The sequence below is a fragment of the Paenibacillus sp. Dod16 genome (assembly GCF_049893405.1).
Classification (GTDB): Bacteria; Bacillota; Bacilli; order Paenibacillales; family Paenibacillaceae; genus Paenibacillus_AQ.
Genome location: NZ_JBNDYG010000015.1, coordinates 23,036 through 46,037, shown reverse-complemented (window position 1 = coordinate 46,037; position 23,002 = coordinate 23,036). Strand labels below are relative to the sequence as shown.

General features: G+C 48.7%; 20 protein-coding genes and 1 pseudogene. 15 read left to right on the top strand and 6 right to left on the bottom strand.

The annotated features are described in order from the left end of the window. Positions 1-81: 81 nt before the first annotated feature. The 3 genes from ACPV3A_RS13095 to ACPV3A_RS13085 are packed head-to-tail and all read right to left on the bottom strand — an operon-like array spanning position 82 to position 3,736. Positions 82-1,221, bottom strand: a complete 1,140-nt coding sequence (locus ACPV3A_RS13095) for a Ger(x)C family spore germination protein (RefSeq protein ID WP_426199903.1) — start codon at positions 1,219-1,221, stop codon at positions 82-84. Beyond that, positions 1,218-2,630: a spore germination protein gene (locus ACPV3A_RS13090; protein ID WP_426199902.1), complete on the bottom strand. Its 1,413-nt coding sequence runs from the start codon at positions 2,628-2,630 to the stop codon at positions 1,218-1,220. The genes ACPV3A_RS13095 and ACPV3A_RS13090 overlap by 4 nt, the downstream gene beginning before the upstream one ends. Continuing rightward, positions 2,627-3,736, bottom strand: coding sequence for a GerAB/ArcD/ProY family transporter (locus tag ACPV3A_RS13085; RefSeq protein WP_426199901.1), 1,110 nt, complete (start codon positions 3,734-3,736; stop codon positions 2,627-2,629). Before ACPV3A_RS13085 ends, ACPV3A_RS13090 begins: the two co-directional genes overlap by 4 nt. 213 nt (positions 3,737-3,949) lie before the next feature. Between ACPV3A_RS13085 and ACPV3A_RS13080 the strand changes: the two genes are divergently transcribed. After that, the gene (locus ACPV3A_RS13080; RefSeq protein WP_426199900.1) at positions 3,950-5,326 is read left to right on the top strand and encodes an amino acid permease; all 1,377 of its coding nucleotides are present in this window, start codon (positions 3,950-3,952) and stop codon (positions 5,324-5,326) included. Here the strand turns inward: ACPV3A_RS13080 and ACPV3A_RS13075 are convergent. Beyond that, positions 5,323-5,957, bottom strand: a pseudogene (locus ACPV3A_RS13075) (LysE family transporter). The gene ACPV3A_RS13080 and the pseudogene ACPV3A_RS13075 overlap by 4 nt on opposite strands. A gap of 249 nt (positions 5,958-6,206) precedes the next feature. Here ACPV3A_RS13075 and ACPV3A_RS13070 point away from each other — a divergent pair. The 4 genes from ACPV3A_RS13070 to odhB all read left to right on the top strand — a co-directional run bounded on the left by ACPV3A_RS13070 (position 6,207) and on the right by odhB (position 12,136). Continuing rightward, the gene (locus tag ACPV3A_RS13070) at positions 6,207-6,716 is read left to right on the top strand and encodes a metallophosphoesterase family protein (protein ID WP_426199899.1); all 510 of its coding nucleotides are present in this window, start codon (positions 6,207-6,209) and stop codon (positions 6,714-6,716) included. 117 nt (positions 6,717-6,833) lie between these two features. Continuing rightward, positions 6,834-7,736: a DUF72 domain-containing protein gene (locus tag ACPV3A_RS13065; RefSeq protein ID WP_426199898.1), complete on the top strand. Its 903-nt coding sequence runs from the start codon at positions 6,834-6,836 to the stop codon at positions 7,734-7,736. A 243-nt stretch (positions 7,737-7,979) separates the two neighbouring features. Continuing rightward, on the top strand, positions 7,980-10,856 hold the full coding sequence (locus tag ACPV3A_RS13060; protein WP_426199897.1) for a 2-oxoglutarate dehydrogenase E1 component: 2,877 nt from the start codon (positions 7,980-7,982) through the stop codon (positions 10,854-10,856). Between the two features lie 5 nt (positions 10,857-10,861). Beyond that, complete coding sequence (gene odhB, locus ACPV3A_RS13055) at positions 10,862-12,136, top strand: 2-oxoglutarate dehydrogenase complex dihydrolipoyllysine-residue succinyltransferase (protein ID WP_194543476.1); 1,275 nt, start codon at positions 10,862-10,864, stop codon at positions 12,134-12,136. A 75-nt stretch (positions 12,137-12,211) separates the two neighbouring features. Here the strand turns inward: odhB and ACPV3A_RS13050 are convergent, their stop codons facing one another. Beyond that, positions 12,212-12,379: a hypothetical protein gene (locus ACPV3A_RS13050; RefSeq protein ID WP_181469796.1), complete on the bottom strand. Its 168-nt coding sequence runs from the start codon at positions 12,377-12,379 to the stop codon at positions 12,212-12,214. Positions 12,380-12,552: 173 nt separating this feature from the next. Here ACPV3A_RS13050 and ACPV3A_RS13045 point away from each other — a divergent pair, with 173 nt between their 5' ends. The 3 genes from ACPV3A_RS13045 to ACPV3A_RS13035 all read left to right on the top strand — a co-directional run bounded on the left by ACPV3A_RS13045 (position 12,553) and on the right by ACPV3A_RS13035 (position 15,006). Next, positions 12,553-13,635, top strand: coding sequence for a lactonase family protein (locus ACPV3A_RS13045; protein ID WP_426199896.1), 1,083 nt, complete (start codon positions 12,553-12,555; stop codon positions 13,633-13,635). A gap of 239 nt (positions 13,636-13,874) precedes the next feature. Continuing rightward, positions 13,875-14,666 (top strand): SDR family oxidoreductase, encoded by a 792-nt coding sequence (locus tag ACPV3A_RS13040; RefSeq protein WP_194543474.1) that lies wholly within the window; start codon positions 13,875-13,877, stop codon positions 14,664-14,666. Positions 14,667-14,757: 91 nt separating this feature from the next. Next, on the top strand, positions 14,758-15,006 hold the full coding sequence (locus ACPV3A_RS13035) for a DUF1450 domain-containing protein (protein WP_015736210.1): 249 nt from the start codon (positions 14,758-14,760) through the stop codon (positions 15,004-15,006). Between the two features lie 100 nt (positions 15,007-15,106). Here ACPV3A_RS13035 and ACPV3A_RS13030 read toward each other — a convergent pair whose 3' ends face one another. Next, positions 15,107-16,012 carry a rhodanese-related sulfurtransferase gene (locus tag ACPV3A_RS13030; RefSeq protein WP_426199895.1) on the bottom strand — a complete coding sequence of 302 codons (906 nt, stop codon included), beginning with the start codon at positions 16,010-16,012 and terminating at the stop codon, positions 15,107-15,109. A gap of 201 nt (positions 16,013-16,213) precedes the next feature. Here ACPV3A_RS13030 and ACPV3A_RS13025 point away from each other — a divergent pair, with 201 nt between their 5' ends. The 7 genes from ACPV3A_RS13025 to ACPV3A_RS12995 all read left to right on the top strand — a co-directional run bounded on the left by ACPV3A_RS13025 (position 16,214) and on the right by ACPV3A_RS12995 (position 22,988). After that, positions 16,214-16,852 carry an SGNH/GDSL hydrolase family protein gene (locus tag ACPV3A_RS13025; protein ID WP_426199894.1) on the top strand — a complete coding sequence of 213 codons (639 nt, stop codon included), beginning with the start codon at positions 16,214-16,216 and terminating at the stop codon, positions 16,850-16,852. A gap of 288 nt (positions 16,853-17,140) precedes the next feature. After that, positions 17,141-18,181, top strand: a complete 1,041-nt coding sequence (locus ACPV3A_RS13020) for an ABC transporter substrate-binding protein (RefSeq protein WP_216532463.1) — start codon at positions 17,141-17,143, stop codon at positions 18,179-18,181. Between the two features lie 58 nt (positions 18,182-18,239). After that, a complete protein-coding gene (locus ACPV3A_RS13015; protein WP_426199893.1) occupies positions 18,240-19,160 on the top strand; it encodes an ABC transporter permease in 921 nt (306 codons plus the stop codon). Then, on the top strand, positions 19,160-19,954 hold the full coding sequence (locus ACPV3A_RS13010; RefSeq protein ID WP_426199892.1) for an ABC transporter ATP-binding protein: 795 nt from the start codon (positions 19,160-19,162) through the stop codon (positions 19,952-19,954). Before ACPV3A_RS13015 ends, ACPV3A_RS13010 begins: the two co-directional genes overlap by 1 nt. Before the next feature lie 321 nt (positions 19,955-20,275). Then, positions 20,276-20,959, top strand: coding sequence for a response regulator transcription factor (locus ACPV3A_RS13005; RefSeq protein WP_426200006.1), 684 nt, complete (start codon positions 20,276-20,278; stop codon positions 20,957-20,959). Further along, positions 20,960-21,961: a sensor histidine kinase gene (locus tag ACPV3A_RS13000; protein ID WP_426199891.1), complete on the top strand. Its 1,002-nt coding sequence runs from the start codon at positions 20,960-20,962 to the stop codon at positions 21,959-21,961. It begins immediately after the preceding gene. Between the two features lie 94 nt (positions 21,962-22,055). Beyond that, complete coding sequence (locus ACPV3A_RS12995) at positions 22,056-22,988, top strand: VanZ family protein (protein ID WP_426199890.1); 933 nt, start codon at positions 22,056-22,058, stop codon at positions 22,986-22,988. The last annotated feature ends 14 nt before the right edge of the window (positions 22,989-23,002 follow it).

Here is a 23,002-nt window from a genome sequence, read left to right as displayed (position 1 = left end):
AAAAGAAGCAGGCCGATAAAGGTCTGCTTCTTTTTGTTGTTTTCACATTTCAGGTACATGCAGCAGTTCATAGAGCCGCGTTCATCGGTTCAAGCTTTTGCGCTGTCCCCAATATCGGAGATTGACGTCAACTTCAAGCTCAAGAGGCGTTTCATCATAAATCTCCTTTTTCTGTTCCACTAGTTTCTTCCAGAGCTTCGGATCGGTTCGGTACAATTGGAGACATAGCTCGTACGGATCCGCGTGTAGCAATGCTGCTTTATGGAAGGTATTATGCATTTCTTTACGCAGGGTCTCTTCCGTTAAGCGTTTCATCTCCTCAATTCCAACCTTCTTGTACATTGTCTGTACCGTCCCGGTTACGTTAAGCTTGATTCGATATAAAGCATCGTTGGGTCTGCGGATAACTTCAATCGAAGAGTGCGGGTTCTCCAGTCTTATACTCCCGATGGCTTCGCCATCCGCCTGAACGATGACAGCAGCGTGAGTATTAGCCGATGCTAACCAGCGGGTCCCCAGCAGGTCGGAACGTTTGAGCCAGCCCATCAATTCCTTGTTCTTGATCAGAAATCCGCCGTTGACTTCCAGAATCGGATGCTGCTTCAGATTTTCCGACCAGTTCTGCGTTGAAATATGAAGGGAAGGCAGTATAACGGTGGCGGCTTTTTCCCGGTAAAGACGAATAAAGTTCACGAATTGAATCGGACGAATAAACGAGAATTGGACATAGCTTTCCCTGGGTTCATGAAGGAGCGAATGCAGGGGGGAGAGCTGAAAGAACGGAGACACCGTAAAGAGATCCTCCATCTTATCCTGGGTGCCGTAAACCCATTTCGTATACCGGATTTCCTGCGAACGGTTGGTCAGGTCAAACACTTGGGACAACTGCTTGGGTTGTAATACGGATTCCGCAAGCACCAAGGCCGTGACATGGCCCCAAGAGACCCGCTGCTGACTCGATGTATACAAATCAATAAGGGCCTCAGTCAAAGTGGTACCGGTTCCCCGGCCGACCCATATTGGCGCTTTTTCAGTTGGCTTGCTGCTTTCTTGTTTGGCAATCGTGGCGAAGTCCAGCATCTGCACATAGATAATATACTTGTCGTCCTTATAATCGATGCCCAAAGCGGTGATATAGTTGATATCCTGTACTTCTTTGTTGTCCCAGCAGCCGGAGAGCAGCAAAGACAGCATACTCAGGAGTAACAATACCCGTTTCATAGCGCGCCACCCTTTTTTCGCTTTCCCGGAAATCGCATGAGATTTCCAATGATTTTGGAAATGGAGAACGGGGAGAACGGGGCAAGGTACGGCTGTCCGAAGGGATTGTGGTGGGCTGCATACTGAACGATTAAGAAGAGCGATATGAAGAAGCCGAATAACCCGAACACCGAGGAAAGAGTTAGGACAAAAATGCGAAGGATCGTCTGCGTGACAACAAAATCCTGGTTGGAATGGGTGGAGCCCGCAACGAAGGAAAGTGCAGCGACCACCGTCATCGTCGGAGAAAAGAAACCGCCCCGAATGGCAGCGTCGCCGATAATGATACCGGATACAACCGTAATGGTTGACGCGATAGGAGAAGGCATCTGCATGCCGGCTTCTCGAAGCAGCGTGAGCAGAAACAGGATGATCAGCATCTCAAACCCGGTCGGAACAGGAAGCCCGAGCCTGGTGTTTGCAATCGTGGCCAGCAGCGGAAAGGGAATTTGATCCTGATGAAAGGACAACAGCGTTATATAAAATCCTGGAAGGAAAATGGAAAAAATGAATCCAACCATTCTCAGAATTCTCCAGGGCATGACGAAGTAAAACGGCATTTGCGGATCTTCTGCGGCAAACAGGAGCTGCATGAAGCTGGCAGGTGCAATCAATAGCACGGGGCTTCCCTGCATAATAATGACTAATCGGCCGCGAGTTAACGAGTCGTAAGCCAGATCCGTCCTGCCCGTATAATCGAACATCGGGAGCACCGTGAAGCGATACGGCGACAAATGCTCGGCAAGCTCGCCGATCCCCACGGGAGGGTCCCCGGAGTAATCATTTAGTTTATCTACGACTGCCTTGACAGTTTCCGGTATCACCTTGTCCTTTAAGTACATGATGCCGACAGAGGTTTTGCTCTTATCGCCCAGCTTAAAGGAGGAATAGACAAGTCCGGGAGATTTCAGCCGTTTGCGAATAAGAGATACATTGATATCCAGATCCTCGACAAATCCGTCACGAGGTCCTTTGACAGAGGTTTCTGTGGCACTTTCTTCAGGTGCACGTCCAATACTTTTGCTTGCGCTGTAAGCATACAGCTTGTTGTCCTTTGGAAAATACAACGCAACATAACCAGAGTATACAATATCATCGACCGACTCCATGGTGGACTCGGAAGTGTCAAGGGTAAGATGATATTCCAGATGTTTTGGATCGAACGGGTGTCTTTGGGAGACCGATATGTTCCATTCTTTACTGACAACAGGCAGCAGAATCTTCGACATCAGTTGTGAATCGCACATTAACGGACTGTAAACTAGGATCGCCCATGGCAGTAAATCGCCTTCCACACCCGGATAAGACGTAATGTAGACGTCATCGGAATCGGTATAGCGTTCTCGAAGTTGTTGTTCTGTTAAGGTCATTGTTGAGATTCTCCTTTCGCTGAAGTAGAATTCTGTTGTTGCTGCGGGGGCTTGCGGATCAGGAAGAACAGCAGCAAGCTTAAGACGGTGATATAGATGGCGGATGCCGGCAAAAAATAATCAGCCATTGCATAATACATTTTGAGATTGCTGATTGGGGAGGCGCACAAAATAATAAGTAACGTAGAGATAGCTAATATGCCGACACTTTGCTTGGACTTTGGAAGCATGGTTTCGCAGAGCATAAAAATCGAAATCGATATCGAGATGTAAGCACCGCTAAGCCACTGGAAAATGGATAAAAAATCGACATGCTCTACGAATTTGCCTAACTTTACGAGACGCCATTGTTCATAGGCAGGATATCGCTGAAGCTTCATTTCTTCCGGTCCAAATTCGGCAAGGCCTCCGACAGTGGGTCCGAACGTCAGGAATATGAGGACGGCATGAATGAGTAGGATCGTAAGAAAACTAGGCTTTTTCTGAAGATGGGGTCGCAAGAATAATATCAATATAAACTGGGATAGCCCTCCGAACATAACGGGGATCCCGCTTATCACCGGCAGGAAGCCGTCCTCCAGCACGGGCAGCAGATAGTTATAGTTTTTTACTTTAACGTTGGATAAGGATACGAAGATCCCCAGCAATACAACAAAAGGAAGCAATATGCCTGCGGATACGCCGATGGTCTTTATGCCGTGATTGATACTGACAAGACATAACACCATAAGCATTAATGCCGTTGCAATGACGGGAGTTTGGATCATATAGGAGGACTTCGTCCAATCGATAACTTCCTTCAAGGTATAGAAGGCAAAGGCGAAAAAATACAAACCTGACATACTCATCACCAGCAAGCGGAACCCTCTGCCGCTGCTTTCGTCTAACGCCTGCGTAATGGAACGATTGCCGATCTTATTGATGATCCCGTAAATAAGCAGAACCCAGGGCAAGAATAATACGGCGGACACCATAATGGTGATCCAGGCATCCCGTCCGGATTTCTCCAGAAGCACGGGTATGATCATGACATGATTGGTCAAGCCGGCCGTAAGCATCATAATCATAAACGCCTGATTCGTTGGAATACCGCGAGCTCCTGACATGTGTGATCCCCCAATTCAGCTTTCTTCCGTTTATGGTTCTCGGAGAACAACCATAATATGCGAGAGAACCCAGCAAGAGGTTAGGACATCAGCCTTCCGTTTTTCGAAAAAGGTATTTTTAGGTCAGCCGCCTTTTACATAAAGCACGGACGTTCCCTTCATAATAAGGAAAGTTTTGAACGAACCCATAACAATATTCTGGAGGATTGAACCGTGAACAAAGGGGCGAAGACGGAGGCAGGGAATTTGAAATGGTGGCAGCTATCGCTGCTGGGGGTTGCATCAACGATCGGCACAGGGTATTTTCTCGGATCCGCATTAGGTATCCGGCTGGGAGGACCGGCTTTTCTTCTATCGATAATACTGGCGGCGACAGCCACCTTCTTCGTATTCGATGTGCTGTCGCGGATGACGGCCGAGGACCCGCAGAAAGGCTCGTTCCGAACCTATGCCAAAAAAGCCTACGGCCGATGGGCAGGCTTCTCAACAGGGTGGATGTACTGGTGTTCCGAAGTGTTGATCATGGGGAGCCAGATGACGGCGCTTGCGATTTTCTCGCGTTTTTGGTTTCCTGGCGTTCCGATGTGGATATTTGCGTCAGGTTATGCCGTATTGGGATTGTTTGTCATATGGATCGGGAACAAAGGCTTCGACCGGCTCGAGAATGTATTGGCTGTGATTAAGGTCGCCGCGATTGTCATGTTTCTGGTCATTGCTGCCGCCGCCTTGATGGGGTGGTTAAAAGGAGGATCGAAGCTGCACGTTCCTGGCAGCCTGAACGCAGTTTTTCCGGCAGGCGGCATGGGCATGTGGTCGTCCTTGATTTTTGCGTTTTACGCCTTTGGCGGAATTGAAGTCATGGGGGTCATGGCGATTCGCTTGAAGAATCCGAAGGAAGCACCCAAAGCGGGTAGAGTGATGATACTGCTGCTATCCATCGTATACGTTCTTTCTATTGGCATGGCGGTGGTCATGGTAGCCTGGAATCAATTCTCCACGACGAAAAGTCCCTTTGTTGTCGCGCTTAGCTCTTACCAGCTTCCTTTTATCCCGCATATCTTTAATGCTGTATTGATTATAGCCGGTTTCTCGACCATGGTTGCCTCGCTGTATGCAGTGACCACAATGCTCGTTACGTTATCCGAAGATAAGGACGCTCCCAAGCTTTTTTCCAAGAAAAAGTTTAAGCGGGATACGCCCATATACGCACTTTCCCTTACAGCTATCGGATTGATTGTATCCATTGTGTTGTCTTTGCTCATGCCAGGCAAGATTTATGAATATTTAACGACCGGTGCAGGACTTATGCTGCTGTATAATTGGTTCTTCATCCTCATATCGGCGGGCCGGCTCATAGAGCTTACGGTTTGGGGCAAAATCAAACGGTATATCGGGATGCTTTTGATTGCGGCTGCCGTCAGTGGAACCGCGCTGCATCCCACAAGCCGCCCGGGGCTCTGGATCAGTCTCGGGTTTATCCTGGTAATCGGCCTGGTCGTGCTATTCATGCGATCCGTGTGGAAAAAATCCGGGCAAGGCCGCGCGAGAGAGGCGGACAAGCCCAAGTTCCGTCCTAAGCCGGCCCGTTAGAATATGAGCGGATATAGCAGGGCAAGAGCCCGGATTCCAAAATAAACGCCGAAGATGATCAACGAGAGTCCGGAAAGAATGGAGACCAGGGAGAGGGCTCTATTGCTCAAATATCGGCGGAATACACTGCCGAGGGCAGCCATAAACAAATCCCATATCACGACTCCTGCGATAACGGCTACACTGTAAAGAAACAGATTTCCGGATCCCTCGTCCGCCGCAGTTTTGACGAGAATGGAGCCGTAGATGCCCAGCCAGAACAGGATTGTCATCGGATTGGATACGACATGAGAAACCCGGAGAGAATACTTCTCCATAATGAATCTTCATTACTCTCTTGGCTGATCGTCACTTTATTGGCATTCAGGATGCTTTCCAGCCCGGAATAGATAAGTACAAAGGCACCGAACAGCCACAGAAAGGTCTGCATGAAAGGCGTATTCAGAAAGTGAACAACGCCCAGGTAGACAAGGATCATATAAAGGATGTCCGCCAGGACCGCACCGATGCCGAACAACCAGGCATGCCAAAAACCTTTCTTGATCCCTTTGTCGAGCTGCGCTGCATTGACCGGGCCTACGGGGGCTGATAGAGAAAGTCCCAGAATCATGTAGCTAATAAAAATACTCATTGACTTCCACCTCTCGTCATGAACATGGATAAGTATGAAAGCTTGTACCTTCATGCTCATACATTGTATTCAGCACGTGGACAAACTAAAACTTAGAATTGGAATTTTTTTCTGTCAGGTAACCGACTAACAAACCGCGCAGCTCACTCTGCGCGGTTTTGTTTGGATTCGATTATTTGGTAGGATATAGATTGGTATTAGAAAGCAGATTTCTCAGCATTTCATATCATGAAGAAGGGGGTCATCAAGATGAGTCATCCATTTCGGATTACGGTATTGTCAGACACCCATATGTCAAGAAAAGCGAAAGAGCTCCCTGCCTCGCTGCTTGAAGATATAAGGCATTCGGATCTTATCCTTCATGCTGGTGACTGGTCCAATTGGGAGCTCTATGAACAGCTTAGTCAATATGCCACGGTGGAAGGTGTAGCCGGAAATGTGGACGATGAGCGGATCATCGAACGTTTAGGTTACAAGAAGCTGGTCGAAATCGAAGGGAAACGCATCGGTATGGTGCATGGGCACGGACAAGGAGGAACAACGCCCTCCCGCGCAAGGAAGGCTTTTGCGGACACGGAGGTGGATTGTATCTTGTTCGGTCACTCCCATATCCCGTTTAAAGAACATGTGCAAGGGGTGCTGCTCTTCAATCCCGGTTCCGCCACGGATAAAAGGCGGCAGCCCCGGTACTCCTATGGAAGGATGCTCATCGAGAACGGAATACTGGAGGTGAATCATGTTTTTTACGATCAGAAGTAAGCGTATATGAAGGCGTTGGTAAAATCAGTAAGGGGTAGCCTGCTTTTGAAATATCCCGCTTGAGGTTAATTAATAGAAGTCCCCGATATGGTAAATCATGTGGATGAGAGGATTGTTATGTTAAAGGAAGAAAAGCATGAGCGTGTAATTCAGGTGGGCCTGTCCGGATGGGGAGATCATGACAAGCTGTATGATGAAGGGGCGAGGCCTTCGGACAGGCTGGAAATGTACAGCCGGCATTTTCCCATCGTGGAGATGGACAATTCGTTCTATGCCATACCGTCACCGGAACAAATGAATAAGTGGGCAGCTGCCGTCCCGGACCACTTTGGTTTTATTGTAAAAGCATATCAAGGCATGACAGGTCATGCACGCGACCAGGGCAAGGACAGATATCCTAGCGTCAAATCGATGTTTGATCATTTGCTCTCGTCAGTTGAGGAATTGCGGGCTGCGGACAAATTAAGGACCGTTCTGTTTCAATACCCGCCCTGGTTCGGGTGCGAACGCAAACACGTGGACATTCTGAAGCGTACGCGGGAGTGGATGAAGGATGTGCCCGTAGCCTTGGAATTTCGGCATCAGAGCTGGTATGCGCCGGAGTTTCGGGAGAAGACGCTTGAGTTGATGCGAAGCGAGGGCTGGATTCACAGCATCGCCGACGAGCCGCAAGCAGGCATAGGATCCGTACCGGTCGTGCTTGAGACAACCAGTACGGAGGCTGTGATGGTCCGGATGCATGGCCGTAACGCCGAAGGGTGGCACTCCAGCGGTCAGCCCAATTGGCGCGAGGTGCGATATTTATACCGTTACAGCTTAGAGGAATTGGAGCAGTGGAAGGTATGGATAGAGCAATTGCTTGAGAAGGCGAAGCAGTGCTGGATTATATTCAATAACAATTCGGGAGGCGATGCTTCCGATAACGCCAAACAGCTTCTCCAGCTGATGGGGATGGATACCGGACCTGAACCTCTGCGGCAGATGGACTGGCTGGAAGTGGATATTTTTTCAGATAAATGACTTTAATTGGAACCCTATACAGAGAATTGGGTGGTTCGTGGACAAATCGTCAATAAATTGACGCAAATTCATCTGTTTATGAGATCATTATTATATATAAAGGGTATTTTCGGTATTGAGGCCAAGTGTATTATAATGTAATCGTAAGAAAACGTTTATTTAATGTAAAATGCAGTACGTAAAATGTAAAATTAGAAATTCCGTCCTTGAGCAATCAAAATAATCTGACGGAGGGAGTCAGCGATGAAGACCCTTGACAGAATGACAGATGGACCTTGGCAGAAATATCACGGTCCGAACTTGGGGTACATTCAAGATCAGTATGAGAAGTTTTTGCAAGACCCGCAATCTGTGGAGCCAGGATACCGTGAGCTGTTCGCCAGCTGGGGACCGCCTCCATCTTTGGAAAACAATGAAAAGAAAGCGGATTCGCAGGGACAAGGTGTTAGCTACGACCCGCAATTACTGAAAAAAGGGGTAGCTGCCGGCAAACTGGTATGGAACATTAGAACCTACGGTCATCTGGCCGCCGACATTGATCCGATTGGAATTGGAAACGAAGCTGACACGCGTCTGCTTCAACCAGAAAGCTACCAACTCAGCCAAGCGGATTTGGCAGCCCTGCCTGCAGAGATCGTCTGGGAGGAGGCTCCTAGCGATATCAAGAATGGCTTAGAGGCAATCCAGCGGCTGTTACAACTATATACAGGCTCCATTGCCTATGAATTTAGCCATGTTCACGATGAAGAAGAACGCAAATGGCTCAACCAGCAGGCCGAATCGGGACGTTATTTGTCCGCCATGAGCGTAGAAGAGCGCAAGGGGCTTTTGAAAAAGCTGCTTGAGGCCGAGCAATTCGAGGAATTCCTGCACCGCACGTTCGTAGGTGCGAAACGCTTCTCGGTTGAGGGCAACGAAGCACTCGTACCGCTGCTTGACGAGATCGTTCGCCAAATGGCCGAAGTGGATGTCAATTCCATCCTCGTGGGGATGGCACACCGCGGTCGCTTGAACGTCCTGGCTCATGTACTGGGCAAGGATTACAGCAAGATTTTCTCGGAGTTCATGCACTCTCCGAATAAACATCTCGTTCCATCCGAAGGCTCCATGGGCATTAACTATGGCTGGACAGGTGACGTGAAGTATCATTTGGGCGCGGACCGTTATCTGAAGAAGGATGAAGCACGGCAGGTTCGGATTACCCTTGCGAACAACCCGAGTCACCTGGAGTATGTCAATCCGGTGGTAGAGGGCTTTGCTCGTGCTGCTCAGGAGGATCGCAGTGAAGCGGGTTATCCGAAGCAGGATGTAAACAAAGCGCTGAGCATTCAGATTCATGGTGATTCCGCGTTCCCTGGCGAAGGGATCGTGCCGGAAACCTTGAACTTTAATAAACTGCCGGCATTCCGAACGGGCGGATCGATTCACATTATCGTGAATAACCGTATCGGATTTACGACAGAAGGCAAGGATTCCAGATCCACTCATTATGCGAGTGATTTGGCGAAAGGATATGAGATTCCGATTATCCACGTGAACGCGGATGATCCGGAAGCATGTATCGCGGTTGCTCGTTTAGCCAGCGATTATCGCAACAAGTTCAAGAAGAGCATTCTGATTGATCTTGTCGGTTACCGGAAATATGGCCATAACGAAACCGATGATCCGGAAACAACCCAGCCGCTGATCTACCAGAAGGTGAAGAACCATCCAACCGTCAGCACGATTTATATGAAAAAACTGGTGGATGGAAACATTCTGACCCAAGAACAAGTGGACGGTCTGAAGAATAGCGTTCTGGAGGTCCTGAAGAATTCTTACGAGAGCGTGAAGTCGAAGGATCCTGTTGATCAGATCCTGCTTGGACTGAACGCTACTGACGGTAAATCCAAGACGGAAGTAGCTACGAATGTGTCTGCAGAAGTGCTGCGCGGGATTAATCGCGAGCTCCTGCAGTGGCCGGAAGGCTTTACGGTATATCCGAAGCTTCAACGTATTCTCGAGCGCCGCAGCAATTCGCTCGACGAGGGCGAGAAGGTGGACTGGGGCCATGCCGAAACGCTGGCTTTCGCTACGATTCTTGCCGATGGCAAGCCGATCAGGATTACAGGACAGGATGCCGAACGTGCAACGTTTGCCCATCGTAACCTCGTCCTTCACGATGCGGTTAATGGGGAGACCTTCTGCCCGCTGCACCGGTTGCCGCAAGCTAAGGCATCGTTTGCGATCCATAACAGCCCGTTGACCGAAGCAGCCGTCGTTGGATTTGAATATGGCTACAATGTGTACTCTCCTGAGACTTTGGTGATCTGGGAAGCGCAGTATGGTGATTTCGTTAACTGTGCCCAGGTTATCATTGACCAGTTCATCACAGCCGGCCGCTCGAAGTGGAGACAGAAGTCCAGCTTGGTTATGCTGCTTCCTCACGGGTATGAAGGAAATGGTCCTGAGCACTCCAGTGCAAGACTGGAACGCTTCCTCCAGCTGAGTGGAGAAGACAACTGGACGGTTGCGAATCTGACTTCCGCTGCTCAGTATTTCCATCTGCTGCGCAAACAGGCTTCCTTGACCGAAACGGAAGATGCCAGACCGCTGGTGATTATGGCACCGAAGAGTTTGATTCGTAATCCGCGCGTGGCATCGCCTGTGAACGCGTTCAGTGAGGGCGGTTTCCAGAAAGTGATGGAGCAGCCGGGTCTTGGCCAAACACCGAAGAAGGTAGAGCGTCTTGTTCTGTGCTCGGGGAAAGTTGCCATCGATTTGGAGGACGCGCTGGATAAGCAGAAGGATCAGGATCAGTCCTGGATTCATATTCTTCGTGTGGAACAGCTGTATCCATTCCCTAAAGAAGAAATTTCCCGTGTGCTGCAGAAGTATCCAAACCTGAAAGAGATTCTGTGGGTTCAGGAAGAACCTCAGAACATGGGCAGCTGGAGCTTCATGGAACCAAGAATTCGTGAAATTGCACCTAAAGGCACAGAGGTCCGTTACAGCGGACGTCCTGAGCGTTCGAGCCCTGCTAGCGGCTATCAGGATGTTCATGCTTATGAGCAACAGACCATCATTTCTTTTGCCCTTAATCGTAAAACTATAAATCAAGAGATCTCATTGGGGAGGTAGCGGCTGTGAGCGAAATTACTGTACCAGCTATGGGCGAATCCATCACCGAAGGAACGATATTCAAATGGCACGTTAAAGAAGGGGATAGCGTTAACATCGGTGATGTGCTGCTCGAGTTAGAAACGGATAAGGTTAATCTTGAAATTAGCGCAGAGTCTGAAGGCGTTGTGGAAAAAATCCTTCGTCAAGAAGGGGAGAATGTAACGATCGGTGAAGTCATCGGTCAAATTTCTCCGCAGGAAGGCGTTGCAAGCGCTCCGGCAGCGAAGGCGGCTGAAGCACCAGCATCCGCACAAACGGAGGCTGCTCCGGCACCCGCAGCAGAAGCACCGAAGCCGCAAGCTCCGGTACCGGCTCAGAACGAGGAAGGAGCGGGTCTAACTGCATCGCCATCCGCACGCAAACTGGCTCGTGAACGCGGGATTGATCTGGACCAGGTACAGGGCCGCGACCCAATCGGTCGGATTTACCATGATGATGTGAAGAATCATAATGAAGCCAAGCAGCCTGCTGCACCGAGCAAGCCTGCAGCTTCCACTGCTGCACCGGCAGCACAAGCTCCGGCCGCTGAGTATGGCAAGCCGGTAGAACGCACTCGCATGTCCCGTCGTCGTCAAACGATTGCAAATCGTTTGGTCGAAGCGCAGCATACGGCTGCCATGTTGACTACCTTCAACGAAGTGGATATGACAGCGATCCTGGATGTGCGCAAGCGCCGTAAGCAAGCTTTCCAAGAGAAGCATGACGTAGGCCTAGGTTTCATGTCCTTCTTCACCAAGGCGGTTGTAGGTGCGTTGAAGAGGTTCCCGCATCTGAATGCCGAGATCGATGGCGATGATATTGTTGTGAAGAAATTCTATGATATCGGTATAGCGGTGTCCGCGAAAGAAGGACTAGTTGTTCCGGTCGTGCGCGATGCAGATCGTCTTGGCTTTGCCGAGATTGAGAAGGAAATCGGCAATCTGGCTGCGAAGGCTCGTAATAATGCGCTGTCCTTGTCTGAACTGCAAGGCGGTACATTTACGATTACGAATGGCGGCGTCTTCGGCTCGCTGTTGTCTACGCCGATCCTGAATACGCCGCAGGTGGGTATCCTCGGCATGCACAAAATCCAGCTTCGCCCGGTAGCGATTGATGCTGAGCGTATGGAGAATCGTCCTATGATGTACATCGCATTGTCTTATGATCATCGGATCGTTGATGGTTCCGAAGCGGTTCGCTTCCTGGTAACGGTTAAAGAGCTCCTTGAAGATCCAGAGTCGCTGCTTCTGGAAGGCTAACTCCCCAAGCTTTGCGACACAATCATAATAAGAAGGCCGCATGGACATTGCCATGCGGCCTTCTTACATTAGCGATTATGATTTTGATTTATCGTTATCGTTCGGATCGGGGAGATCCCGAGGGTTCCAATTTTCAGCCTGAGGCTCCACATCCTGATGTTTCTTTACCTTGTCTCTTTGTTCCTGAGAGTCATTCTCCGCATTCTGCTGATTGCGTACTTCCTCGCTGTTGGGTTGTTTCATGGGAATACCTCCTTCAGTCGATATAATACATACATACCCGGTATGGCAAAAGACAAACAGGCCTCGGACATCAAGTCATTTGATTTTCATTGGGGTTGAAGTTAACATGGTAACTGATAGTCCATTACATAAATCATGATCATTATAGATAAACGAGAGGAGAGATAGGCATTATGGCGAATCCATCCCAGCGTACGCTGCTGTTTACAGGTGCGTATGCGGAAGACAACCAAAGCGGAGTATGCGTATATGAATTTAATGAGGATAGCGGCGAATTGAAGCTGCTTGATGAGGTGTCCGGCATTAAGAATCCGACCTTCCTGAACGTGGACCCGGAAGCCAGACGTTTATATGCCATTGGCGAAATTTCAGAGGATGGCGGTAAGGCTGGCGAGGTCATCAGCTTTGAGATTGACCCTGTTGCCGGCAAGCTGACCGAACGGAGCCGTGTTCGCAGTGTGAGCAGCTCTACTTGCCATATCCAGCGTGATGAAGCGAGTAAGTATCTGATTGTTTCGAGTTATCATGGAGGCTTGGTAGGTCTTCATCCGATCGGTAAGGATGGACAAGCCGGTGAACTGCTGGATGAGAAGAGACATGCCGATCTCGTATCCGTGCGGGAAGATCAGCAATCCAGAGCGCATTCGGCGTTTTATAGTCCGGATGGTCAATACGTGTTCGTACAGGACTTGGGACTGGACAAAATTCTCGCTTACACGGTAAATGAGAATGCCCAAGAACTGAGCTTTCATGGCGAAACCCAGCTGGAAGCGGGCGTAGGCCCTCGTCATCTGGCGTTCCACCCAAGCGGTGCTTATGCATATGTCATCAACGAGCTGAATTCCAGTGTCACGGTGCTGCGCTATATCCAAAACGACGGTCGTTTTGAGGTCCTGGAGACGATATCGACACTGCCTGCGGATTTTGAAGGGGAGAGTTACTGCGCCGAAATCGCCGTGTCTGCGGATGGCAAAACGGTATATGGATCTAACCGCGGACATGACAGCCTTGTTGTATTCAACGTGCATGAAGATACCGGTCGCTTAAGCCCGGTCCAATATATTTCGACAGAAGGCGGGCACCCGCGTCATTTTACACTCATGCCTGGGGGCAAGTTCTTGGTTGTTGCTAATAGAGATGGGAATAATCTTGTATTATTTAAGGTGAATCCGGAGGATGGCAAGCTTGCCTTTACAGGATATACGGTTTCGCAGTCCAAACCGGTATGCGTAAAACCAGCGGTATTCCAGCTTTAGGTTCGAAAGAACAAGTAATCGCATAGCGAATGAACTTAGAGATCGTTCTTACGGCTCAAGTGGTAAGCTGTTTGCCATGATGAGTCGAGGAGCGGTTTCTTTTTTGCCTGACAGGAAATTTTGGGCAGAGATGAAATTGATTACGTAAACGGATCATAACAGCTCGAGGCACTAAGATTCAGACACGGACTCGTTGGGTTATCTATAATCAGGAAAACTTAAACGAGGAGGTTGTGGCAATGTCAACTAATCAACGTTTGGATGGTAAAGTAGCCATCGTTACCGGTGCTGGTTCCGGAATCGGCCAGGCCGCAGCCCTTCTTTTGGCGGAGCAAGGAGCTAAACTGCTGTTGATCGATATTGATCGTGAACGTGTGGAGAAGGTTAAACAAACGATTGAACAAGGCGGGGGCGAAGCGCTAACCGGCAACTGCGACATTTCCAAAGCGGAATCGCTGAAAGATTGCTTTAGCCAGGCTGCCGAGAAGTGGGGAAAGATTGATATCGTGTTTGCCAACGCCGGGATCAACGGGACCAAGGCCCCGATCGAGATCATGGAGCTGGATGAATGGGATGCTACAATCAATACCAATCTAAGAGGAACGTTTGCCACGGTTAAATACGCGATTCCCTATTTGAAGGAGCATGGAGGAAGTATCATCATTACGAGCTCCATTAACGGTAACCGGGTGTTTACCGGCTTTGGTTTCTCAGCCTACAGCACCACGAAGGCCGGGCAGGTGGCTTTCATGAAGATGGCGGCTCTGGAGCTTGCACGTTATAAAATCCGGGTGAATGCCATTTGCCCTGGCGCGATTGCCACCAACATTGATGAGAGCACCATCGCGAAGCCAGAGCTGGACGAGGTGACGATCCCAATTGAATATCCGGAAGGAGACCAGCCCTTGGCGGATGGACCGGGACAGCCTTCACAGGTTGCCCAGCTCGTAGCATTTCTTGCATCCGATGATGCTTCCCATATTACCGGCACTGAAATCTACATTGATGGGGCGGAATCCCTCATTCATTGATCATCTACAAAGACCGATTTGACAAAACCGGACGTTTTCCTCATAATAAATGAACGTATTGTCAAATTGAATAGTGGTGATGAAGATGGGGATGGGGATTGTTGTTGTGGAAATATGCGACAGCAACTTGATGAGTGCTTTGGAACTTGAGCATCTTGAGGAATTGTATCCCGAAATCGCTGTCCTGCGGGCTGATTGCATGAATCTTTGCGGTCTATGCAAGCTGCGGCCATATGCACTGGTGAATGGTAAACGTGTATTCGCGGCAACGACGGAAGAATGCGTCGAGAAGATCAAAGCTGCTATCGAAGCTGAACTGGCTGTTTTCCATGATATTTAATACGTCTGAATGTAGACGAGATTGTATAGTAAAAGGGCAAGGTGCGATTGATTCGCACCTTGCCCTTTCGTTTGGTTATAGCATTTATGGCTGGCTTGGCTCAGGAAGCATTGTGGCTTGCAGCCACAATTTCTTCACACTCCGCAGAGCAGCAGCTATGATGAAGCTCCTCACACTCTTCGCAGCATACATGCTGCAGGTGACAAGCGTCGTTATCGCAATTGATATACCGATCTTCAGGCTTTCCGCAATGGTGGCATTTACCAACGATGACATCCTCGTCCGTTTGATTGATCGGCACGGCAATACGCTCATCAAATACATAACATTTCCCGTCGAACAGACGGCCTTGGACTTCAGGGTCTTTACCGTAGGTGACAATGCCGCCCTCAAGCTGGGCAACGTCTTTGAAGCCTTCCTTAAGCATGAAGCCGGTCAGCTTCTCACAGCGGATGCCCCCTGTGCAGTAAGTCAGTATGGTTTTATCCTTGTGCTCGCTCAGGTTCTCGCGAATCCACTCCGGAAACTCACGGAAGGATTGCACCTCTGGACGTATCGCATTGCGGAAGTGGCCGATATCGTATTCGTAGTCATTCCGCCCGTCGATGACGATGACATCATCACGCTGCAAGTGTTCAAAGAATTCCTGGGGCGACAAGCGTTTTCCGCTAATCTCGTTAGGGTCGAGCTCATCTTCCACCCGGAAGGTAACGAGTTCTTCGCGGTGACGGACAAACATCTTTTTGAATGCGTGCCCTTCGGAAGGATCAATCTTAAACACCATGTCCGCAAATAGCGGGTTAGCGTGCATATCCTGCATATATTGCTCAGTTTGTTCAATTGTGCCGGATACCGTGCCATTGATGCCTTCGGAGGCAACCAGAATTCGTCCTTTGAGTCCGAGATCTTTGCAGTATTGCAGATGCTCGTCTTTAAACGCTTCAGGCTCCGGGATTTGAACAAATTTATAATAGAGAAGGATCTGATAGTTCTGTTGCTCTGACATGATTTAATCACCTGTTCTTTTTATATATTCAGCCATACGTGTACCTATAGAATTGTAGTGAATTCACTCCACATAGTCAACTTAAATGTATAGAAAGTTTGGCATGATATGTGAAATTAAAGGGTTTCATGAACGCCTGAAAGCGGTTATGATGAAGGGGTGAGCAGGAGAACACTTTCATTATTGGAGGCGTTGAACAGCATGGTACATATCGAACAGAATGCACTCGTATTGTTTCAGGGCGACAGTATTACCGATTGCGGTCGAAATTACGAGGAGTCGGACAGTTTGGGGAACGGATATGCGCTGATGGCTGCTGCCCGGCTAAGCATGGAGCTGCCTTTGAAAAGGCTGCGTTTTGTAAACCGCGGAATCAGCGGTAACCGGGTCGTCGATTTGCGGGGGCGTTGGGAGGAAGACTGTATTGATCTGGATCCGACATGGGTATCCATCCTGGTCGGTATTAATGAGACCGGCAGGAAGTATAACCGGGGTGAAGCAACGTCCGTGGAAGCCTACTATGAAGGATATCGTGAACTGCTTATCCAAACCCGCGAGTTAACCGGTGCGAATTTTATTCTCATGGAGCCGTTCTTGCTGCCTGTTACGGAAGCGAAGAAGGAATGGCGGGAGGATCTGGATCCCAAGATTCAGGCCGTTCGGGAATTATCGCGAGAATTTGAGACGTTGTACGTTCCACTCGACGGCATTTTTGCTGCAGCCAGCTCCAAGATGGAGATGAGTTATTGGGCATCTGACGGTGTTCATCCTTCACCGGCAGGTCATGCGCTCATGGCCGAAGCGTGGTTAGCGACGATGCATGGCCGATCGATTTTGTAGACGTTAATTTTTTTCTACTATATAAATAATACTTCATTTGGCTGACATCCCCGGAAGCATGTGACATCCGGGGATGTTCTTTATGTAAACGATCATACGCTTTATAAAATCTTGATTGACGAAAACAATTGGGTACATATAAAATGTTCATAATAGACCGTTGTTCAATTGGAACGACCTATTTTTTGACTTTAATGCTTTCGTCGATGAAAGCGGGGAAGCGTTGTCGCTTTATGTAGAAAATTATGGTTTAAGAACGAAGCGGTTACCAATGAGAGGGGAATCATGATGAAGAGAAAAATGTGGTTATCACTAACACTCTCCGCACTGCTGGTTACGGCGGTAGGATGCGGGGACAAGCCGGAAGGCGGCGGTACGACTCAAACGGGAAGCGGCGGAGAAGCGGAGAAGAAATCCTATAGTATCTCTATTTCTCAGATCGTAGAACATCCATCCTTGGATGCAACGCGTGAAGGCATTCTGGCAGCATTAAAGGATGCCGGAATTTCCGAGGATGACAATACGCTAAAAATCGATTACAACAATGCGCAAGGCGATCAAGCGAATAACCTGTCGATCGGTCAGAAGCTGAAGGATACGAAGTCGGATCTGGTGGTCGCTATTGCAACCCCGTCCGCACAGGCCGTGGCTGAGAACGTAAAGGAGAAGCCGGTGCTGTTCGCAGCGGTGACGGATCCGGTTGACGCGAAGCTGGTGAGCGACCTGCAGAAGCCGGGTGGCAACGTCACCGGGGCATCGGATACTAATCCGGAGGCAGCTAAACAGCTGATGGATTTCATCAGCACTAACTTCCCGGACGTGAAGAAAATCGGCCTTGTCATTAATGAAGGGGAAGCCAATGCAGTGGTGATGGCAAAGACGGCTGAAGAGGCGCTTGCCGAGCATGGCATCGAGCTGGTTAAGGCAGCTGTCACAAACACTTCGGAAGTGAAGCAGGCCGCAGAGTCGTTAGTCGGCAAGGTAGATGCTTACTATATCACGTTGGATAATGTCGTGGTCAGCGGCGTTGATGCGATTATCCAAACGGCACAAAAGAATAAAATTCCGTTCTTCTCCAGCGACCGCGATACGGTGGAGAAGGGGGCTTTTGCAACCGTCGGATTTAAGTATTACGACCACGGCTATCAAGTTGGACAAATGGCTGTAGAGATCCTGAAAAACGGCAAAAATCCGGCGGACATGGAAGTGACGAAGCCGGATAAGCTGGATCTGATTCTGAACACGAAGGTTGCGGCTGACTATGGTATTGAAGTGACCGACGCTATGAAGCAGGGAGTCAAAGACCCGGACAACAACATCATCGAGTAACTGTAAGGCGCGGAGATAACAGCCCGCGCCTTGCTTAATCCTTAAGGAGGTCAATGACATGCTGGATTTCGTGATGAAGCTGGATGGTCCGATTGAATTGGGGCTGCTGTATGCGCTGATGGCACTCGGCGTATATATTACGTTCCGAATATTGGATTTTCCGGATTTAACAGTGGATGGAAGTTTTACGACAGGCGCAGCGATTGCTGCGATTCTGATTACCAACGGTGTGAATCCATGGCTTGCGACGCTGGCTGCATTTGCCGGAGGCATGTTAGCCGGTATCTGTACAGGCCTGCTGCATACCAAGGGTAAGATCAACGGTTTGCTCTCCGGCATTATTATGATGATTGCCCTGTATTCAATCAATATGAGGATCATGGGTAAACCTAATATTTCGTTGAGCCAGGAAGCGAATATCTTCGGGTCGATCGATCCGATCTATATAATGTTGGTGATCGTAATTATCGGAAAACTGCTGCTGGATGCATTCTTCCGTACGGATCTTGGTCTTGCGCTTCGTGCGACAGGAGATAACAAGCGTATGATCCGCAGCTTTGGTGCCAACACGGACACCACAACCATTCTGGGGCTCAGTATCTCGAACGGCTTGGTGGCCTTATCCGGGGCGGTGGTTGCCCAGCAGTCCAGTTTTGCCGACATCAGTTCCGGTATCGGAATGATTGTTATCGGTCTGGCATCCGTTATTATTGGCGAAGCCGTACTGGGGACCGGTTCGGTATTCCGGACGACGCTGGCTGTAGTCTGCGGTTCGATTATTTATCGGATTGTTGTTGCTGCTGCTTATGAGATCCCATGGCTCGAAGCGTCGGATCTGAAATTGATCACCGCGATCATTGTCATTATTGCTCTTGTGGTTCCGACCATCAAACGGGCGATGAAACAGCGTTCACAGGCACGGAGGCGCTCAACCGAACTGTTAGCTACGCAAGGGAAGACCAAAGGAGGTGCGCTCTGATGCTGGAAATGAACCGTGTGTCCAAGCTGTTCAATCCGGGAACCGTGGACGAGAAGATTGCCTTGATGGATATCAATCTTCACTTGAAGCCGGGGGATTTCGTAACGGTTATCGGAAGTAATGGTGCAGGCAAATCCACGCTGATGAATATCATTTCCGGGGTAATGAAGCCCGATGCGGGCGAAGTGCGCATTGACGGCACTTCAATTGGCCATCTGCCGGAATATCGTCGCAGCCGCTGGATCGGCCGGGTATTTCAGGATCCGATGGCGGGGACAGCGCCGCATATGACCATTGAAGAGAATCTCGCGATGGCTCATCGCCGCGGCCAGTCCCGCGGGCTAAGCATTGGCGTTACAGCTTCCAAACGCGCCAGTTTCCGCAAGCATTTAGAGCGGCTCGGCATTGGTCTCGAGGATCGGCTCCGAGCCAAAGTAGGGATGCTGTCCGGAGGGGAACGTCAAGCGCTAAGCTTGCTGATGGCGACCTTCACGCAGCCACAAATTCTGCTGCTGGATGAACATACGGCAGCGCTTGATCCGGCGCGTGCGGAGCTGATCACCCGAATAACCGATGACATCGTACGCGACATGAAGCTGACCACGCTCATGGTCACACATAACATGGAGCAAGCCATCCGTCTAGGAAATCGCCTCATTATGATGGACAAAGGACGTATCATTCTGGATGTGAACGAAGAGCGCAAGAAATCTCTGACGGTGGAGCAGCTGCTCGGGGAATTTGAGCAGATTAGCGGTCATAAGCTGTCGGATGATCGTTTGGTTCTTGGGTAAGCATCTTGCGCGGAGACGGGAATCATTTTAACGAATATAACGCTAAGCCTTCAATCTTGACAGGCTTAGCGTTTTTTTATACGCTAATTTTTTCCTGGGCAGTTATCTATCGATGCCGGTTAATAATATGACTGGTTTCAGTTCCATCGCTTTTTGCAAGGATTCCTGATAACGTGTTAATGTTGGGTGAGCCACATCTTTAATCGGGAATAACATCAAGAGTGTGCTTTGAAATGCCTGACGACCGCTAAGCTTGAACTAGCGGACATTTGAATGTAGGAGGCTTATTTCTTCATGGTCGTTCGTAAAGATGATCTGCAGATGAAAATATTATTAGTGGAAGATGATAAAACAATTGCGTCCGGGCTGGAATATTCGCTGCAGCAAGATCGCTTTTCTACCGTTCTTTGCTATGATGTTGAATCTGCAAAAAATGTGCTCACTGAAGATATAGATCAATTCGCTCTATGTTTATTTGATTTATCGCTTCCGGATGGAAGCGGTTATGAATTGTGCAGAATGGTGAAAGACCGACGAGATATTCCGGTCATCTTTTTAACGGCGATCGACGATGAGGTCAATGTCGTGATGGGGCTTGATATGGGAGCCGATGATTATATTACAAAGCCTTTTCGTATTCGCGAGCTTCTCTCGCGGATCAAGTCTGTCCTGCGGAGATACCATAAGTCGCCTCAGAACCAAGGGATCATTAACCTGAACCAGGTTCGCATGAATACGCTGGAAGGAAAAGTGTATAAAAACGGCGCCGAAATTTCATTGACCGCTTTGGAGTATCGCTTATTGTTGATTTTTGGTAACCATATTGGGCAAGTTCTATCAAGAAATCAGCTTTTGGAGCAGATTTGGGACGTGGCAGGCGACTTCGTGAACGACAATACGCTAACGGTATATATCAAAAGGCTGCGGGAAAAGCTGGAGGATGATCCGCAGCATCCCACGATGATCAAAACGGTACGCGGTTTAGGATATAAGGTTGGTGATTAGATGCTGCGTAATCGAGAGATTCGGATTTTATTGTTGATCATGGGTTCCATCAGTTTAGCGGGGGGCGTTGCGGCTGCTTTTATTTCGTCTGTAGCTGCGGCGCTCGTTTTCATCATGTCTATTTTACTTATGGGAAGCAGTCTGTTATTCACGAGATGGAGATACCGCGAACTTGAAAAGCTGTCCGTCTATTTGCGTGAAATTAGCAGCGGTAATTATTCACTTGACGCTCGCGATAATCAAGAAGGCGAGCTTAGCATTTTAAAGAATGATATTTATAAAGTGACGCTTATGCTATCAGAGCAGCGGTCGCTTCTGCAGCGAGACAAAACAGGGCTAACGGATGCCATTTCCGATATCTCGCATCAGCTTAAAACGCCCCTTACCTCCATGACGGTTATGGCGGATTTATTAAGCAAACCCGACCTGCCCCCCGCGAAAAGAACAGAGTTCACTCGCAATATCCGTATTCAGCTTGAACGAATCGATTGGCTTGTTTCTTCCTTGTTAAAGCTATCGAAAATCGAGGAAAAGACAATCCAGTTCAAAGAAGACCAGGTATTCGTTAATAAGCTTATACAAAAGGCATTAGAACCGGTGTTGATTCCGTTGGAAATCAAGGACCAAACGGTAACCGTCAAGGGTGATGACAACGTCTCTTTTGTCGGTGATTTCAAATGGACGGCCGAAGCGCTCATTAATATATTGAAAAACGGCGTCGAGCACACGCATGAAGGCGGAAGCATAGCCATTTCTTTTTCCGAAAATGCGCTATTTACGGAAATTATCATTGCCGATAACGGTAAAGGAATTCCAAAAGAAGATTTACCTTATATATTTAAGCGTTTTTATAAAGGGAAAAATGCGAGTGAGGGGAGCATTGGCATTGGTCTTGCGATGGCTTACAGCATCATTGCAAGCCAGAACGGAGTGATCGATGTGACAAGCAGCAGCGACAAGGGTACGCAATTTCGAATTAAGTTCTATAAACAAGTGATTTAATCGTAAGTGACTGAATTGTCACCTTCATCGTCACTGAAAAGTCATTTTAGACAGATAAAATGATATTCAACAGATGAACGATGGAGGTACGACCATGCATTTGAAGCAACAACGCCAGATTATTTTCGCTATCACGATTTTCTACACCCTGTTTATTCTTTATTTTTTGTTTTTCGCTTTCGGCAGAGTAGGTAAGGTAGATCAAATCTCCGAGTACACCTTTATATTTTTGCCTGACAGTTTTTTCAGGTTGCCAAGACTAGATCTTCTACATCCTACGCTGATGGATCTTGTGGGTTTCGGGAACATCGCCGCGTTCATTCCTTTTGGCATATTGATTCCGTTGTTATATCGGACTAGCATTGTTCGCTTTATGACCTTGTTCGTCCTATCCATTCTCGTGCTGGAGACCATTCAGGCGCTAACATTCCTCGGCAGCTTCGACATGAACGATGTCATACAGAACTCATTGGGGGCAGCCGTAGGCTTCGGGGCGTACAAACTTGGCTTTCGCACAAACAATAAGTGGAAAAATATCGCTTATGCCGGTTTTTCTGGTTTAATCCTTATGCTCGGGGTGTGGGGTGTCTTTGGGATCGTTGACCAAGTGTTCACCAAAGAGATGGGCCCCTTTGTAGCGATAAACGATTTAAGGGATAGTACGGGGAATCTTTCAACGGGAACCAAAGTGAACACTCTTAAGATAAGCGGTCAAGACGTGAAACCCCAATATAATGTGTACAGCATCGAAGGCAAAAAGGAAACGTACACGTATACGTTTGGCAACAAGAAGGAGGTGTACCTCTTTTTGAATTATGGGATTCCCGATCAGGAGGATTCCCGAGGCAGCATTAGGGTTACCGCTGATGGACATGAGTTCTTGACTGTATCTGTAGAAGCCGGACGCCATGAGCCGGATATGAGCTCCATTTATCTCCCTCAGGCCAATGAGCTTACGATAACCATTGAGGGAAATGTAACCCTGTGGGATGTTGGATATAAAGAGATGGTTTATAGCTGGAATTGAGCATGAAGGGAGGG